Genomic DNA, 14485 nt, shown 5'->3' on the forward strand with positions numbered 1-14485 from the left:
GTCCAACAACTTGTCTAGACTGCGTCGCATGCCACCTCGCCGAAGCTACGACCAGTACTGTTCCGCCGCCCGCGCGCTCGACCTGGTCGGCGACCGCTGGACCCTGCTGATCGTCCGGGAGCTCCTCGCCGGTCCCCGCCGCTACACCGACCTGCACGCGGACCTGCCCGGCGTCAGCACGGACGTACTCGCCTCGCGGCTGAAGGACATGGAGCGCGACGGCCTCGCCACCCGGCGCCGGCTGCCTCCGCCCGGCGCGGCGAGCGTGTACGAAGTCACGCCTCGTGGGCGGGAGTTGCTGCCAGTGCTGCAGGCGCTGGGGGAGTGGGGGCAGGCGGAACTGGGGGAGCGGCGGCCGACGGACGCGGTCCGGGCACACTGGTTCGCCCTGCCTCTGCTGCGGCAGTTGGACGGGGACGGGCTCGTCGAAGTCCGGCTGGAGGAAGGGTACTTCCATCTCTATGCCGGTGCCGGGGAAGGGCCCGTGTACGGAGACGGACCCGCACCCGGGGAGCCCGACGCCCGGCTGGTCCTGGATACCGCCACGTGTACGGCCATCGGCCGGGGCGAACTGAGCCTGGTCCAGGCAGTCAGGGAGGGCCGGGTCGAGGTGAGCGGCGACGACACGCTCGCCAAGGCGCTGCGCGACACATGACAGAAGGCCCGCACGAAGCGGGCCTTCCGAGTCCGAATGAGGCATATTCATCCTGAATAGCTGCAGGTCAGTAAGGTGTGGACGGCCTGGACGGCGGTGCCGATGCGGCGGGTGGAGCATCTGGCTCGCCGTAGCAACCGGGTCGTCTCCACGGAGAGTTCAGTTCACGCCTTCAAGCGTGGATGAGCCAGGAGGCATGCTCATACGGGACGTCGAGCATCGAAGGATACGGAACCAACGGAGCCCCTCGGCCGCCGGTGTGATGAGTGAGATCACCACGCCAACGACCAGGGGCCCTGCCCTGTCACACTCCCGCCCACCAGGCCGTTTCACCCTTCCGGCACAGGACGAAAGAGGTCCACTGAGCCTCTTTCGTCCTGTGCCGGAGGGTGAAACGGCCTGGCTGATGGGTGCGGTGAGGAGGCAGGGCCTCGTCGTCGGCGTGGTGGTTCCCCTCATCGCACCGGCGCCTGGAGGAGCCACTGCAGTCAATTTTGTGCGCGCAGAGAACACTCGGGCGGCGCTACCAGACAAGCGTCGCCTGTACGGACCCGTAACTTCTACACGTAAGGGGCCTGCCTGCAACTACGGCCCCGCGCGCCGTATCAGAGGAGTGAGTGATGAGTTCTCAGGTGAAGGCATTCGGGTTTGGCATGCCGTGGGAGTCGTTGTACGGGTATAGCCAGGCCACCCAGGTCGGTGACACGGTTTACGTGTCGGGGCAGCTGTCTCATGACCGTCACGGCAACTTCGTGGGTGCCGGCGACTTCGAACTGCAGGTCCGTACCACGCTGGAGAATCTGGACTTGGTGCTGAGGCAGTTCGGAGCCGAGCGCAGCCAGATAGTGGAGACGACGGTTCTGGTGAGGAACCTGCGGGAGAACTTCGACACGACAGCACGCCTTCACGCCGAGTACTTCGGGGAGCACCGGCCCACCAGCACGGTCATGGGAGTCTCCGACTTGGCCCTGCCGGACCAACTCGTGGAGATCGGCGCGCTCGTGCGTCTCGACGTGAAGCCATAGGTGAGAAGGCCGGCCTGATTCCTTCGGCCTCTTTCATCCTGGATAGTTGCAGGTCAGCAGCGTGTGGACAGCTTGGACGATGGTGCTGACGCGGCGGGTGGAGCATCTGGCTCGCCGTAGCAGTCGCCAGGTCTTCAACTGTGCGAAGGCGCGTTCTCCCGGATCTCTCAGCCGGGCGTGGTCGCGGTTGAACTGCTGGTAGTGCTCGGGCTGTTCGCGGTGGTGGTGGTACGGGGTGCCGAATGTGGCGCCAGCACTCTGATACGCGCGGTCCGCGAGGACGAGAATCTCTCTGGTGAGGCAGGCCTGGACGGTGCCGTGAGCCCGGGCCGCGGTCAGGTCGTGGGTGTGGCCCGGCGTGGCCCGGGAGAACCACAGCGGTGTGCCGTCGGGACGGGCGATGACCTGCACGTTCATGCCGTGCCCGCGGTCTTTCATGGAGTAGTGCGGTTCGTCCGAGGCGATGCGGTCGGTGGGGATCAGGGTGCCGTCGACGATGACGAAGTCGCCCTCGCCCAGCCCGGTCAGGGCCTCGTGCAGGCCCGGTGCCCACGTTGCGAAGACCTCCAGGGTCTCGTCGACGTAGCGCCAGGCGGTTGTCTCCGAGACGCCGAACCCGGCCGCGAGCTGGGCGAACGTTTCGTTCTTCCGGAGGTGGGCCGGGACGAGCAGGTCGTGCTTGAAGCAACCGAACCCTCCCCACGGCGAGTTCAGTTCACGCCTTCCAGCGTGGATGAGTCAGGAGACATGCTCGACCAGCTCATACGGGACGTCGAGCATCGAAGGCTACGGAACCAACAGAGCCATCGACCGCCGGTGTGATGAGTCAGATCACCACGCCAACGACCAAGGGCTCCGTCGCGTCACCACCACCGCTGACCAGCCCGTTTCACCCATGCACGGCAGGATGGAAGAGGTTCAGTCCGGTTCGGCTTCAGGTCAGGCGGCGGGCGGCACACCCGGCGGCCGCCCCGAGCCCCGCGTCAGCCGGTACCCGGCGACACCCGCCAGCGCGGCCAGCGCCCCGCCCAGCGCGGTCCACACCCACCGGTCCGACCACCAGCCCGACGCCCAGCCGTCCTCGGGTTCGAGCCCTGCCAGGACCGCCGAGGACTCCTCCTCGTCCCCGGCCCCGGACCTCGTCGCGATCCCCGGCACCAGCGGCTCGGCCAGCGAGCCGTCCACCGCCGCGGATCCGCCGATGTCCTTGGAGTCCACCCGTACTTCGGAGTCGACCGGCAGTCCCAGGTCGGAGGCGGCGACGCCGGTCGCCGTCACGCGGATGTAGTACGTACCCGGCAGCGGGTCGTTCGCCCAGGGCTCCGACCAGGCGCGGACCGTGCGCAGCACGCAGGCCAGTTCCACGGAGGCGGCGTCCGAGGCGGCGGTGCGGGTCTGCGCGCCGTACTGGCATGCCTGGCGGCGGCGCAGACCGTCGTAGACGTCGATCTGCCAGGTCTGCGGGGCGTGGGTCTCCGGCAGCTTCACCTTCGCCGTGACGGTGGGGCGCTGCCCGGTGTCGGCCGGGAACGACCAGTACAGGTAGTCGCCGGTGGAGCCGCTCGCGGTGGCCCGCTGCCCCTGTTCGATCTCCGTCGCGGTACGGAAGGATGTGCCCGCCCGGGTGGGTGCCGACTTCTCCGACGCGTCCTGCGACGGGCTCGGCGAGGAGTCCGCCGCGGCGGGAGCGGCCGCAAGCCCGAGCGTCAGCAGCGCGGCGCTCAACGCACGTATCACTCGCATCAGTTGGTCCTCCAGACCGCGATCCGCCAGCGCGAGAGCCAGCCCCAGACGAGACCGGCCAGGAAGCCGGTGAGGATCAGCGCACCGAGCAGCCACCAGCCGCGGCCGAGGCCGAAGGAGGCCACGTCGCCCGCCTGGCTGGGACCGTCCACGACGTCGACGGTCAGCTCCAGCGGCAGCCCGGGCGTGGTCTTCACACCGGAGGCCGCCGAGAAGGAGTGGGTGACCGCCAGGCACACGGTCTCCGCGGCCGGCTTGTCGCTGTCACTGTCGGTGTCGTCGCGCTCGGGCTCGGGGTATCTGAGGCCCGTCGAGATCACGTCCGTACGGCCGTTGCCCGCCGCCTCGCCGCGCACGATCTCCCGGCCCTTGCCCGTCACGGCCCGCAGCAGCACGCCGTAGGCGGGATTCACGGCCCGGTCCGCCGCCACGCTCACCGAGGCCCGCAGCTCCTGCCCCGGCAGGACCTCCACCCGGTACCAGCGCTGCTGCCCGAACTCCTCCCGGTCGGTGTACAGCCCGGACTTCAGCGTCGGAGCCTCGGAGCACTGGGACGCGCCCTCCATGGCGACCGGCGTCACCACCGGATCGGCCGCCCGGTCCACCAACTGGTTCACCTTGTCGGTGAGTTCGTCCTGGTGCTCCACCGAGGTGTAGGTGCCGCCGGTGGCCTCGGCGATGCAGCTCAGCTGCCTGCTCAGTTTGGCGGTCGGCACCAGGCCCAGCGTGTCGATGGTCAGGCCGATGCCCTTCGCCGCGATCTCGCGGGCCACCTCGCACGGGTCGAGCGGAGCGCAGGTGTCCTCGCCGTCGCTGATCAGCACGATGCGCTTGGAGCCGTCGCCGCCGTCGAGGTCGTCGGCCGCCTTCAGCAGGGCGGGGCCGATCGGCGTCCAGCCCGTCGGGGTGAGTGTGGCGACGGCCGTCTTGGCCTCGGTGCGGTCCAGCGGGCCGACCGGGTAGAGCTGCGCGGTGTCCTTGCAGCCCGTCTTGCGGTCGTCGCCCGGGTAGTCGGCGCCCAGGGTGCGGATGCCGAGTTCGACCTCCTCGGGCGTCGCGTCGAGCACCTCGTTGAACGCCTGCTTCGCTGCGGCCATCCGCGACTGTCCGTCGATGTCCCGCGCCCGCATCGAGCCGCTCACATCGAGGACGAGGTCGACTTTGGGGGCGGCCTGGCCCGTGGGTTCACCGGCGGCCGCTCCGGCCGGGAAGGCTGTCCCGGCCGTCAGCGCGGCGAGCAGGGCACAGACGCCCGCCGCCAGTCGTTTACTTGTGATCATCGGCGGATCTTATGGAGCCGCCGGGCCGTGCTCCAAAACGAGTTTCAGATAAGAGGATTGGGCAGTTCCGCCCAATGGTCCCCGGGCGTCTGCGGCGACAGCCGCATCAGCGTCAGCGCCTTGGTGGGCAGGGGATCCGTACGCAGTGCGGTGAGGTCCGGGGTGGGCGGCAGCTCCCGTACGGCCGTCTCCAGCGCCGCCGCGAGCGCGGGGCCCGACCCCGCCGTCCCGGCCAGCGCGCCCGCCACCAGCGAGCCGAACAGCTTGCGGCGGAGCGTGCGTTCGTCGTCCGTGACCATCCGGGCGGGCAGGTCGGGCACCGCGATGCCGTGCCGGGCCAGACGTGCCGGGCTGACGCGGATGTCGGCCAGGTCGCGGTAGACGAGCCGCAGCGGGTCGCCCTCCGGCGAGAGCACCACGAGGAGGTTCTGGCCGTGTGCCTCCAGGGCCACGCCCAGTTCCAGCAGCCGCAGCCCGACGGTGAGGGCGAGGCGCGCGAAGCCGGCCAGCCAGCCGGGGGAGCGGGGGAGCGCGCTGGTCGCGAGCGCCGCCACCGGCAGGACCCGTTCACCGCTCCCGGCGTAGGTCTGCGGCGACTCCCGCAGCACGGCCGCGAAGTCGGGGGAACCGGCCGCCGCCGCGCCCAGGGTGCGGGTGACGTGCAGCAGGCCGTCGGTGCGCGCCGCCGGGATCTCGGCGAAGTCCGACAGCAGCGCGGACGCGGCCACCGAGGGCAGTGAGATGTCCCGCACCGACGAGGTCAGCCGGGCGCTGAGCGAGGTCTTGACGTGCGGCCCGCCGGGCAGGGCGAGCGTCCGCAGGGACATCAGCGGGTGCCCGGCGCGCAGCTCCTCGCACGTCCGCTTCAGCACATGCGCCGCCTGCCAGGGGTGCACCGGCAGCACCACCCGCGGCCCGTCCCGCAGATCGCCCGGCCAGGTGCCCGTCACCAGGCACTCCTCCGCCCGCACCGGCACCAGACCCAGCTCCACGACCGGCCGGTGCTCGGGCCCGTAGGCGAGCTGCTCGGCCACCGAGAAACCCGGCCGGGACCGGCAGGTGGGGTGGAAGGGATGCCCGTCGACGATCCGCTGCTCCCACTCCCAGTCGTTCTCCGGCCACTCGTCCGTCGCCTGCCCCTCCTGCCCCGCTCGCGACAGCGCCAACGAGGCGACGCTGTGCCCGAGTTCGGCGGCGAAGGAGGCGGAGTGCGGGACGGCGAGGTCCGTCACCAGCCGCGCCGGATCGTCGTACTCGGCCCCGTCCAGCCCCACGACGGTGACATAGCCGCCGGTCGCGTACGGATCCGGCAGCGGGCCGTGCAGCCGGCGGCCGTCGGACAGGGACAGCGTCAGCCCGTCCCGGCCCTGCTCCCTGCGGGCCGCCCAGGGCAGCGGATCATGGGCCAGACCGCGCCACAGACGGGACAGCACGGCAGCCCGGGCGCCGGGCAGCTCTGCCTCGTACCGTGGCAGCAGGCCGGGCCGTGCGGCGGCCAGTTCGTCGGCGACCTCGGCCTCGGCGGTGGGGGAACGGTGCACGGGCGGGCTCCTCGGGTACGAATAGGGCGTCACGGCGCGATGACGACGACCGACATAATGATCATCTCCGCCAGGAAGTCCGGAAGTCCCGGATGGGCTGTGGGGAACGTACAGAACACAGGGAACGCAGAGAAACGAGTGGATCGCGTGGACCTCATGCCCCCGTCCGCCGACGCGTACGCCGCCGTGCCGCTGCTGAACTGCCTGCTGCGGGAGGTGGCCCGGCCTCAGCGGCGGGAGGGCGAGCACCGGGTCTACCGCCTGCCCGGCGGGGACCGTCTGCTGCGGGTGCGCGGGACGCGCCGGCCCGCCGAACCCGAGGTCGAGGGGCCGGACGGCTGGCAGCGTGTCGGCCACACCGAGCTGGTCAAGCTCGTCGCCGAGGAACTGCGCCGGCACACCGGCCTGTCCAACCACGAACTGCCCGCCGAGATGATCGACAGCAGGGAGGCCGTGGCCGCCCTGCTGGAGGCCCGCGACCGCGCGACCCCGCCCGACGACCCCTACCTGCGCTCCGAGCAGTGCCTCCTCACCGGCCACACCCACCACCCGGCCCCCAAGGCGCGCGGCGGCGGCCCGGCCGCGGGCTGGCTGCCGTACGCGCCCGAGGCGTACGCCCGTTTCCCGCTGGTTCTGCTCGGGCTGCGCGAGGACTGCGTCGTCGAGGAGGGCGACACCTCGGCCCTCGACGCCCTCGGCACCGCCCCGCCCGGCTACCGGCTGCTCCCGGCCCACCCCTGGCAGCTCGACCTGGCGAGCGCGGAGCTCGCCGCCGCCTTCGCAGACGGGAGGCTGGTCCGGCTGGGCACGACCGCCTTCGACACCTGGCCGACGGCCGCGATCCGCACGCTCTACGCACCCGAGCGGGACCTCTTCCTGAAGTTCAGCCTGGACGTGCGCATCACCAACGACATCCGCCGGCTGTGGCGCCACGACCTGCTCGCCCTGCGCCGCACCGACGCGGCCGTGTGCGCCGCCTTCGACGACTCCGGCACGCTCGACGGCCCCCCGGCCTGGCTCGGCGACCGCGGCTACCGCACCGCCGGCTTCGCCTTCGAGGCCTTGGCCGTCCTCGTCCGCGACGGCTTCGCCGGCCACCTGGTGCCCGGCGCGACCCCGCTGCTCGCCGCCGGACTCGTCGAGGGCTTCGACGGCAGCCCGCTCGACCGCGCCGCCGACCCCGGGGCGTGGTGGACGGCGTATCTGGCGCGGGTGGTGCCCCCGGCCCTGGAGGCCTTCGCCCGGCACGGCGTCGTCATCGAGGCTCATCTGCAGAACACCGTGATCGCCGTGGACGCCGACGGCATGCCCGTGCAGGCGCTGTACCGGGACGCCGAGGGCGTGAAACTGCTCCCGGACGTCTCCCGCGAGGCCGGCTGGGAGCGGCTGGTGTACTGCCTGGTCGTCAACCACCTCACCGAGATCGCCGGTGCCCTCGTCGAACGCCACCCCGGCTTCGACCCCTGGCCCGCCGCCCGCCGCGAACTCGCCCGCCACGACCTGCCCGAGATCCCCGCCCTGCTCACCTCGCCCACCCTCCCCGCCAAGACGAACCTCCTGCTGCGCTGGACGGGCGCGGACGGCGCCGACGCCCGCTATCTGCCGCTGCCCAACCCGCTCAGGGAAGGAACGTGACCTGGGGGAGCGCCCGTCCGTGCTGTGCGGTGACCGCACCGGCCGCATGGAATGATGGCCGGCGACATGGCGACGGCGGAACGAGGAAGCCGGTGTGAATCCGGCGCGGTCCCGCCACTGTGACCGGCATCGGCCGGGAGCCAGGAGACTCACGCGGTCGCCTCCTCCACGAACCACCGGGGCGGATCTCCCCGGAGAGAGGACAGGTGCGGCATGTCCGCAACCCCGGCCGGAGGGGTTCCGTGCCGCGTCGTCGTCTGCCGGGACTGCTGCTGCGGCACCGGCAAGGTGACCGGCGTCGATCACACGGCACAGACCGAGCGGCTGCGCGAGGCGGCGCCCGTACGGGTCTCCGAGTGCCTCGACGTCTGCGACCAGGCCAACGTCATCGTCGTACAGCCGTCCGCCGCGGGCCGGGCCGCCGGGGCCCGGCCGGTGTGGCTCGGGCTGGTCAACGACCCGGCCGCGACCGAGGACGTCGTCTCCTGGGTCCGCGAGGGCGGCCCCGGTGTCGCGCCCCTGCCCGAGATCCTCGGCCTGTACGCCTTCAGCCCGCTCGCGAAACGGCGCGCGGGCAGCTCCTGACCAGGCCCGGCTCTCAGGACTCCTGTTCCTCGGCCGGCACGCACAGGACCGGGACGTTCGACAGGTGCAGCAGCTTGTGGGGCGTCGAGCCCAGCAGGGCCCCGCGCACCGGGCTCTCGCCCCACGTGCCCACCACGATCACCCTGGCGTCATGGCGTGCCGCGGCGTCGATCAGCGCCTGCGCGGGCCGCTCGTCGATGAGTTCGACCGTGCTGGGCACACCGGCCTCGTCGGCGACCCGGACCGCGTGACCGAGCACGGTGGTGCCGGCCTCGCGGACGGCCTTCTGATGGGCGCCGAACTCCTCGCCCGTGACGCCGGGGGCCGCGGCGCCGTAGACGATCACCAGGGGCTCGCCGTACGCCGCCGCCACCTCGATCGCGACCCGCAGCGCGCGCAGGGCACCCGGGGACTCGTCGTAGCCGAGGACCACCGACATCTTCAGGACTCCTTGCCGTGGACGAGATCGGGGTCGACCGTGCTCGGGCGTTCCGACCAGAACGCGGGGGCCGTCAGCCGCCAGACGACCATGATGATCACGCCCGCGAGGGCGACGCCGATGCCGATGACGAGCGGCGGACCGAGCCCCAACCAGGAGCTGCCGGTGTAGGAGTTGGCCGGGTCGGCCATGTCCTGGACCGACTCCACCAGCAGCCACGCCAGCAGCCCGGCGCCGATCAGCGGGCCGAGGCCGATCAGGAGGAAGTCCCTCACGCTCCTGGTCAGCTCGCGCCGGTAGTAGACCGCGCAGGCGAGGCCGGTGAGCGCGTAGTAGAACGCGATCAGCAGGGAGAGCGCCGTCAGGGAGTCGAAGAGGGCGTTCTCGCTGGCGTGATACAGGACGAGGTACCAGACGATGGCGATGCCGGCGACCCACCAGGTGCTCACGTCCGGGGTGCGGAACCGGGGGCTGATGTGCCCGAAATGCTTCGGCAGGGCGTACCGGCGGGCCATGGACAGTCCGGTGCGGGACGCCGGGATGATCGTCGTCTGCGTGGACGCCAGCGCCGATGTCGACACCGCCAGCAGCACGACCCAGTCCCAGCCGCCCATCGCCTCTTCGGCGAGCAGCGCGAAGATGAACTCCTCCTCGGCGGCGTTCTCGGCGAGGTAGTCCGTGCCCGCGTAGGCGACGACCGCGAAGGCGACGGCGAGGTAGGTCACCAGCAGCAGCACCGTCGACCAGATGGCCGCCTTGCCGGGGGCGGTGGCGGAGTCCTCGGTCTCCTCGGTGAGGTTGACCGCCGACTCCCACCCCCAGTAGATGAACACGCCCAGCAGCAGGGCGCCGGTCAGGGACGCCCCGCCCGCCCCGAAGGGGTCGAGCCAGCTGAACTCCGGATCGATGGCGTCGAGGGTTCCGGTGTCGGCGTAGACGCGGTACAGCGCCACCACGGCGAAGGCGAGCAGGCAGACGACCTGCGCCAGGATGAGGACGTTCTGCACCTTGGCCGATACATCGATGCCGATCACACAGATGGCCGTCATCACCACGATGAGCAGCACGGTGAGCACTTGGCGCACGACGTCGTTGTCCGCCCAGCTGTCCAGGCCCACGGCGAGCAGGAAGAAGGTCACGGCGACATCCGCCAGCGAACCGACGACCAGGACGCCCGTCATCGCGATGGCCCAGCCGCCGAGCCAGCCCGCCCACGGCCCCATGGCCCGGGTGACCCAGGAGAAGGTCGTGCCGCAGTCCTGGTCGACCTTGTTGAGGTAGTAGAACGCCGACGCGATCAGCAGCATCGGCACGAACGAGGCGATCATCACCCCGGGGGCGTAGATGCCCACCAGGGCGACGATCGGGCCGATGACCGCCGCCACCGAGTACGCCGGCGAGGTCGCGTTGAGCCCGATGACCAGCGCGTCGAGGAACCCGATCGCATTGGGCTTCAGGCTCGCGGACGGTGGCGGGCCCGCGTCCGTGATGTCCTTGGCCATGCTCCCTCACTCCCGTTGTGCGTGGATCCATACAACAGGCAGGCGCGAGGCATTTTGGCGATTGACGGCCTTTTAGGAGATTTATGTCGCTTTGCGGCTCCGCACCAGCAGACGCAGGAAGTACGGAGTGCCGATCACCGCCGTCATCAGTCCGGCGCCCAGCTGGGCCGGGGCGATGACGGTCCGTCCGAGCAGATCCGCCGTACAGACGAGCGCGGCGCCGAGCAGGACGGCGACCGGCACCACCCGTACATGCCGCCGACCCACGAGGGCACGCGCCGCGTGCGGCGCCACGAGACCCACGAAGCCGATGGTCCCGGCCGAGGCGACGGCCGTCGCGGCGAGCAGGACGCTCACCACCAGGAAGCCGAGCCTGGCCCGGGGCAGCCCGAGGCCGAGCAGCCGTGGGGTGTCCTCGTCCAGGGAGACGAGATCCAGCTCGGTGCGGCGCGCGACCGCGACGGCCAGGCCCAGTGCCAGCACGAGCGCGACGGGCACGACGTCCGGCATGGTCCGCCCGTACGTCGAACCGGACAGCCAGGTCAGCGCCTTCGTGGCGTTGAACGGGTCGGTGAGCACGATGAGCAGACTGATCAGGGCCGTGGAGCCGGCGGCCATGCCGATCCCGACGAGGACCAGCCGGTTCTGCCGGTAGCCGCCCCGGGCCGCGAGCCCGAAGACGATGGCGGAGGACAGCGCGGCGCCCCCGAACGCGGCACCCGCGAGGCCCCACGAACCGGCGGTGGGCACGGTCGTCACCAGCAGCACGGCGCCCAGCGCGCCGCCGCCGGAGACACCCAGAACCCCCGGCTCCGCCAGCGGGTTGCGGGTCACGGCCTGCACGAGCGTCCCGGCCAGGGCGAGCGCGGCGCCCGCGCACAGGGCCGCGAGCACCCGCGGCACCCGGGTGTCCAGCACGAAGGAGACGGCCTGACCGGCCCGCCCCTGCGCCCAGTTCGCGACATCGCCGAGCAGGAGCTTGCTGTCGCCGAGCAGGACACCGGCCAGCGTGACACCCACGACCACGGCGGCCAGGGCGCCCACCGTGACCAGGAACGCCGTCCGGCTGGGGATGCGCAGCCGGTCCGGCGCGTCGGCCCCGGCCGTGTCCCGCAGCCGCAGGGCGGTCACCACCAGGAACACGGCACCGACCAGGCTGGTGACGATGCCGGTGGGCACGGCGACCGCCCGGTCCGCCGGGACCAGGGCCCGCAGCAGCACGTCCGACCCGAGCACCAGCGCGGCACCGGTCAGCCCGGCCACCGGCAGGGCCGCGCGGGAGCGCACGAAGCCCCGGAACCGGCGGGCGAGCGGACGCACCAGGGCGGGGGCGCAGAGCCCGACGTACCCGATGGGCCCGGCCAGCGTCACGGCCGCCGCCGACAGCAGCGCCGCCAGCACCACCACTGTGACGCGGGTGGCGTGGACCGGGACGCCAAGACCGCGCGCCGCGTCGTCCCCGAGGGCGAGCGCGTCGACCCGCCGCGCGACCAGCAGCAGCCCGGCGAGTCCCACCAGGGCGACGGGGAGCATCTGCACGACGCCGTCGAAGCCGTTCTGGCCGATGCTCCCCTGGTTCCACTGGTAGAGGCCCTCCGTCTCCTGCGGGAACAGCAGGAGCAGCCCCTCCGTCACGGAGTTCAGGCCCAGCGCCAGCGCCGTGCCGGCCAGGACCAGCCGTACGGTGCCCGTGCCGAGCCCCGACAGGGCGAGCACCACGGCCGCCGCCACCAGCCCGCCCGCGAAGGCGACGCCCGAGGACGCCAGCAGGGGCAGGGAGAGGCCGGTCGCGCCGACCAGCGCGAGCGCCAGATACGAACCGGCGTTCACCGCGAGGGTGTCGGGCGAGGCGAGCACATTGCGGCTGACGGCCTGGAGGACGGCGCCCGCGATGCCGAGGACGACGCCGACCAGGACGCCGGCGGCCATCCGCGGCAGCCGGGAGGCGATGACCACGGACGCGTCGCCCGGATCGGCCTGCCCGGTCAGGGCCTTGAAAACCTGCGCCGGTCCGACGGCGGCGGTGCCCTGGGTGATGTCGACGACCGCGAGAGCGGCGACGAGGAGGACGAGCCCGGCCGTCACCGCGGCCGCGCCCGTACGGGACGCTGCCGCCGGCGGGCGGGTGGTGCTGGGGGGTGCTTCGGTGACGGCCATGGCTCCGGTGCTTCTGCTTCGTCCGAGCGGCTGTTTCGCCGGCTGCTACTTCGTCAGCTCGCCGACGAGGGCGTCGATGTACGCCTCCATCGACTCGGGGCCGCCGAACATCCAGATGCCGTCGGGCAGCCGGTGCACCTGGTCCGCCTTGACGAACGGCAGGGACGTCCACACGGCGTTCTTCCTCAGCTGGCCGGAGAACGGGTTGCTGGTCTTGTCCTCGTCGTTGCCGATGTAGGCGAACCGCACGTCCTTCGGCAGGGCGGTGAGGCCCTCGACGTCGGTGGTGCCGAGGCCGTAGGCCGAGTCGCCCTTGACCTTCCAGGCGTTCTTCAGACCGAGCTGCTTGTTGACCGACCCGATGAGGGAGCCGTCGGTGTACGGGCGCAGGGAGACCTGGTTGGCGTTGACGTAGCCGTCGGCGAAGGCGATGTCGGAGCCGTCGAGCTTGGCGTCGGCGAGGGCCTTCTTGCCCTCGGCGACCTTCGCGTCGAAGCTCTTGCGGGCCGCCTCGGCCTTGTCGGTGGTGCCGGTCGCCTTGGCGATCAGGTCCAGGTTGGTGAACATCTGCCCGATCTGGTCGGACGCGTCGGCGGACTTGATCTCCAGCACCGGGGCGATCTTCTTCAGCTGCTTCACGGCCGCGTCCGGCAGGTCGGAGCTGGCCACGATGAGATCGGGGGAGAGCGAGGCGACGGTGTCCATGCTGGGCTCGCCGCGGGTGCCGATGTCCTTGGGCTCGTTCTTCAGCGGGACGGCGGTGTCCCAGGTCTTGTAGCCCTTGACGTCGGCGACGCCGACGGGGTCGACGCCGAGGGTGATGAGACTCTCGACCTCGTTCCACTCGGTGGCGACGACCTTCTTCGCCGGGCCGTCCAGCTTGACCTTCGCGCCCGTGGAGTCGGTGAGGTTGATGGCCTCGGAGGTCTTCTTCGAGGAGCTGTCGGCGGCCGGCTCGGTGGTGCCGCAGGCGGCGAGGGTGAGCGCCGCGGCGGTGGTGGTGGCCGCGGTGAGCAGGATGCGTCTCATGAGGTGGTGCCGAGCCTTTCGCTTCGGGTGTTGCGGGTGTGGTGCCGGCCGATCGGACGGGTCCGCAGTCGGCCGGTGTGGGGGTCTGTGTCGACGTCGATCCGGATGCCGTAGACGGCGGTCAGCCGCTCCGGGGTCAGGACCTCCTCGGGCCGGCCCTCGGCGACGATCCGGCCCGCTTCGAGCAGCGTGATCCGGTCGGCGATGGCCGCCGCCTGGTCGAGGTCGTGCAGCACGACCCCGACGGCGATCCCGTGGTCGTCCGCCAGATCGCGGACGAGGTCGAGTAGTTCGATCTGGTAGCGCAGGTCGAGATAGGTCGTCGGCTCGTCCAGCAGCAGCACACCGGTCTCCTGGGCGAGACAGCTCGCGAGCCAGACCCGCTGCAACTGCCCGCCGGAGAGGTGGTCGGCGCCGCGCTCGGCGAGGTCGGTGACCCCGGTCAGCGACAGCGCCCGCTCGACCGCGGCCGACGCGTCCGGGTCGGGGCGGCCGAAGCGGCCCCGGTAGGGGTAGCGGCCGAACTCGACGAGGTCCCGCACGGTCAGCCCGCTGGGCGTGGGCCGCCCCTGGGTCAGCAGGGCCACGTACCGCGCGAACTCCCGGGCGGTCAGGGCGAGGCCGTCGGTCGTGTCGTCGATCCTGAGCGCGGCCTCGCGGGCCCGCTGCAGCCGGGCGATCGTCCGCAGCAGCGTCGACTTCCCGCTGCCGTTGGGGCCGACCAGGACGGTCACCTCACCGGGCCGGAGCGCGATCGCCGCGTCGTGCACGACATCCACGCCGTCGTACGACACGGTCACGCCCGTGGCCGAAAGTTGATGCCCGCGCAGACGCTGTCCGCCGGCCGTTTCTTCACCAGATCTCACGCGGCGAAGGTTAGCCTAACCTAAGTGC

The 14485-nt window shown here is 71.7% G+C and carries 12 protein-coding genes, 2 pseudogenes and 1 riboswitch; of the genes and pseudogenes, 4 read left to right on the forward strand and 10 right to left on the reverse strand.

Annotated elements, in window-relative coordinates:
- Positions 1-28 precede the first annotated feature (28 nt).
- Positions 29-655: a winged helix-turn-helix transcriptional regulator gene (locus ACFZBT_RS03550; protein ID WP_391097924.1), complete on the forward strand. Its 627-nt coding sequence runs from the start codon at positions 29-31 to the stop codon at positions 653-655.
- Positions 656-702: 47 nt separating this feature from the next.
- On the opposite strand, the pseudogene ACFZBT_RS03555 reads toward ACFZBT_RS03550, so the two are convergent.
- Positions 703-807 (reverse strand): annotated as a pseudogene (locus ACFZBT_RS03555) (IS5/IS1182 family transposase); the annotation flags it as partial.
- A gap of 468 nt (positions 808-1275) precedes the next feature.
- On the opposite strand from ACFZBT_RS03555, the gene ACFZBT_RS03560 reads away from it, so the two are divergent.
- Positions 1276-1680, forward strand: coding sequence for a RidA family protein (locus ACFZBT_RS03560; protein ID WP_318216609.1), 405 nt, complete (start codon positions 1276-1278; stop codon positions 1678-1680).
- A 33-nt stretch (positions 1681-1713) separates the two neighbouring features.
- On the opposite strand, the pseudogene ACFZBT_RS03565 reads toward ACFZBT_RS03560, so the two are convergent.
- The 4 genes and pseudogenes from ACFZBT_RS03565 to ACFZBT_RS03580 all read right to left on the reverse strand — a co-directional run bounded on the left by ACFZBT_RS03565 (position 1714) and on the right by ACFZBT_RS03580 (position 6244).
- Positions 1714-2503, reverse strand: a pseudogene (locus ACFZBT_RS03565) (transposase family protein).
- Between the two features lie 116 nt (positions 2504-2619).
- Positions 2620-3423 carry a hypothetical protein gene (locus ACFZBT_RS03570; protein WP_391097925.1) on the reverse strand — a complete coding sequence of 268 codons (804 nt, stop codon included), beginning with the start codon at positions 3421-3423 and terminating at the stop codon, positions 2620-2622.
- The gene (locus ACFZBT_RS03575; RefSeq protein WP_391097926.1) at positions 3423-4703 is read right to left on the reverse strand and encodes a VWA domain-containing protein; all 1281 of its coding nucleotides are present in this window, start codon (positions 4701-4703) and stop codon (positions 3423-3425) included. The genes ACFZBT_RS03570 and ACFZBT_RS03575 overlap by 1 nt, the downstream gene beginning before the upstream one ends.
- 44 nt (positions 4704-4747) lie before the next feature.
- On the reverse strand, positions 4748-6244 hold the full coding sequence (locus ACFZBT_RS03580) for an IucA/IucC family protein (protein ID WP_391097928.1): 1497 nt from the start codon (positions 6242-6244) through the stop codon (positions 4748-4750).
- Positions 6245-6400: 156 nt separating this feature from the next.
- On the opposite strand from ACFZBT_RS03580, the gene ACFZBT_RS03585 reads away from it, so the two are divergent.
- Both ACFZBT_RS03585 and ACFZBT_RS03590 read left to right on the forward strand, forming a co-directional pair.
- Positions 6401-7879 (forward strand): IucA/IucC family protein, encoded by a 1479-nt coding sequence (locus ACFZBT_RS03585; RefSeq protein ID WP_391098854.1) that lies wholly within the window; start codon positions 6401-6403, stop codon positions 7877-7879.
- A gap of 41 nt (positions 7880-7920) precedes the next feature.
- Positions 7921-8047, forward strand: a riboswitch (cobalamin riboswitch).
- 45 nt (positions 8048-8092) lie between these two features.
- Positions 8093-8464, forward strand: coding sequence for a (2Fe-2S) ferredoxin domain-containing protein (locus tag ACFZBT_RS03590; RefSeq protein ID WP_391097929.1), 372 nt, complete (start codon positions 8093-8095; stop codon positions 8462-8464).
- 13 nt (positions 8465-8477) lie between these two features.
- Here ACFZBT_RS03590 and ACFZBT_RS03595 read toward each other — a convergent pair whose 3' ends face one another.
- The 5 genes from ACFZBT_RS03595 to ACFZBT_RS03615 form a co-directional block, all read right to left on the reverse strand.
- A complete protein-coding gene (locus ACFZBT_RS03595) occupies positions 8478-8903 on the reverse strand; it encodes a universal stress protein (protein ID WP_391097930.1) in 426 nt (141 codons plus the stop codon).
- Positions 8904-8905: 2 nt separating this feature from the next.
- On the reverse strand, positions 8906-10405 hold the full coding sequence (locus ACFZBT_RS03600) for an amino acid permease (protein ID WP_391097931.1): 1500 nt from the start codon (positions 10403-10405) through the stop codon (positions 8906-8908).
- 81 nt (positions 10406-10486) lie between these two features.
- Positions 10487-12562, reverse strand: a complete 2076-nt coding sequence (locus ACFZBT_RS03605) for a Fe(3+)-hydroxamate ABC transporter permease FhuB (protein WP_391097932.1) — start codon at positions 12560-12562, stop codon at positions 10487-10489.
- A gap of 45 nt (positions 12563-12607) precedes the next feature.
- Positions 12608-13591 (reverse strand): ABC transporter substrate-binding protein, encoded by a 984-nt coding sequence (locus ACFZBT_RS03610; RefSeq protein WP_391097934.1) that lies wholly within the window; start codon positions 13589-13591, stop codon positions 12608-12610.
- Positions 13588-14457: an ATP-binding cassette domain-containing protein gene (locus tag ACFZBT_RS03615; RefSeq protein ID WP_391097935.1), complete on the reverse strand. Its 870-nt coding sequence runs from the start codon at positions 14455-14457 to the stop codon at positions 13588-13590. The genes ACFZBT_RS03610 and ACFZBT_RS03615 overlap by 4 nt, the downstream gene beginning before the upstream one ends.
- Between the last annotated feature and the right edge of the window lie 28 nt (positions 14458-14485).

Origin of the sequence: Streptomyces sp. NPDC008137 (assembly GCF_042957035.1) — a bacterium.
Lineage (GTDB): Bacteria > Actinomycetota > Actinomycetes > Streptomycetales > Streptomycetaceae > Streptomyces.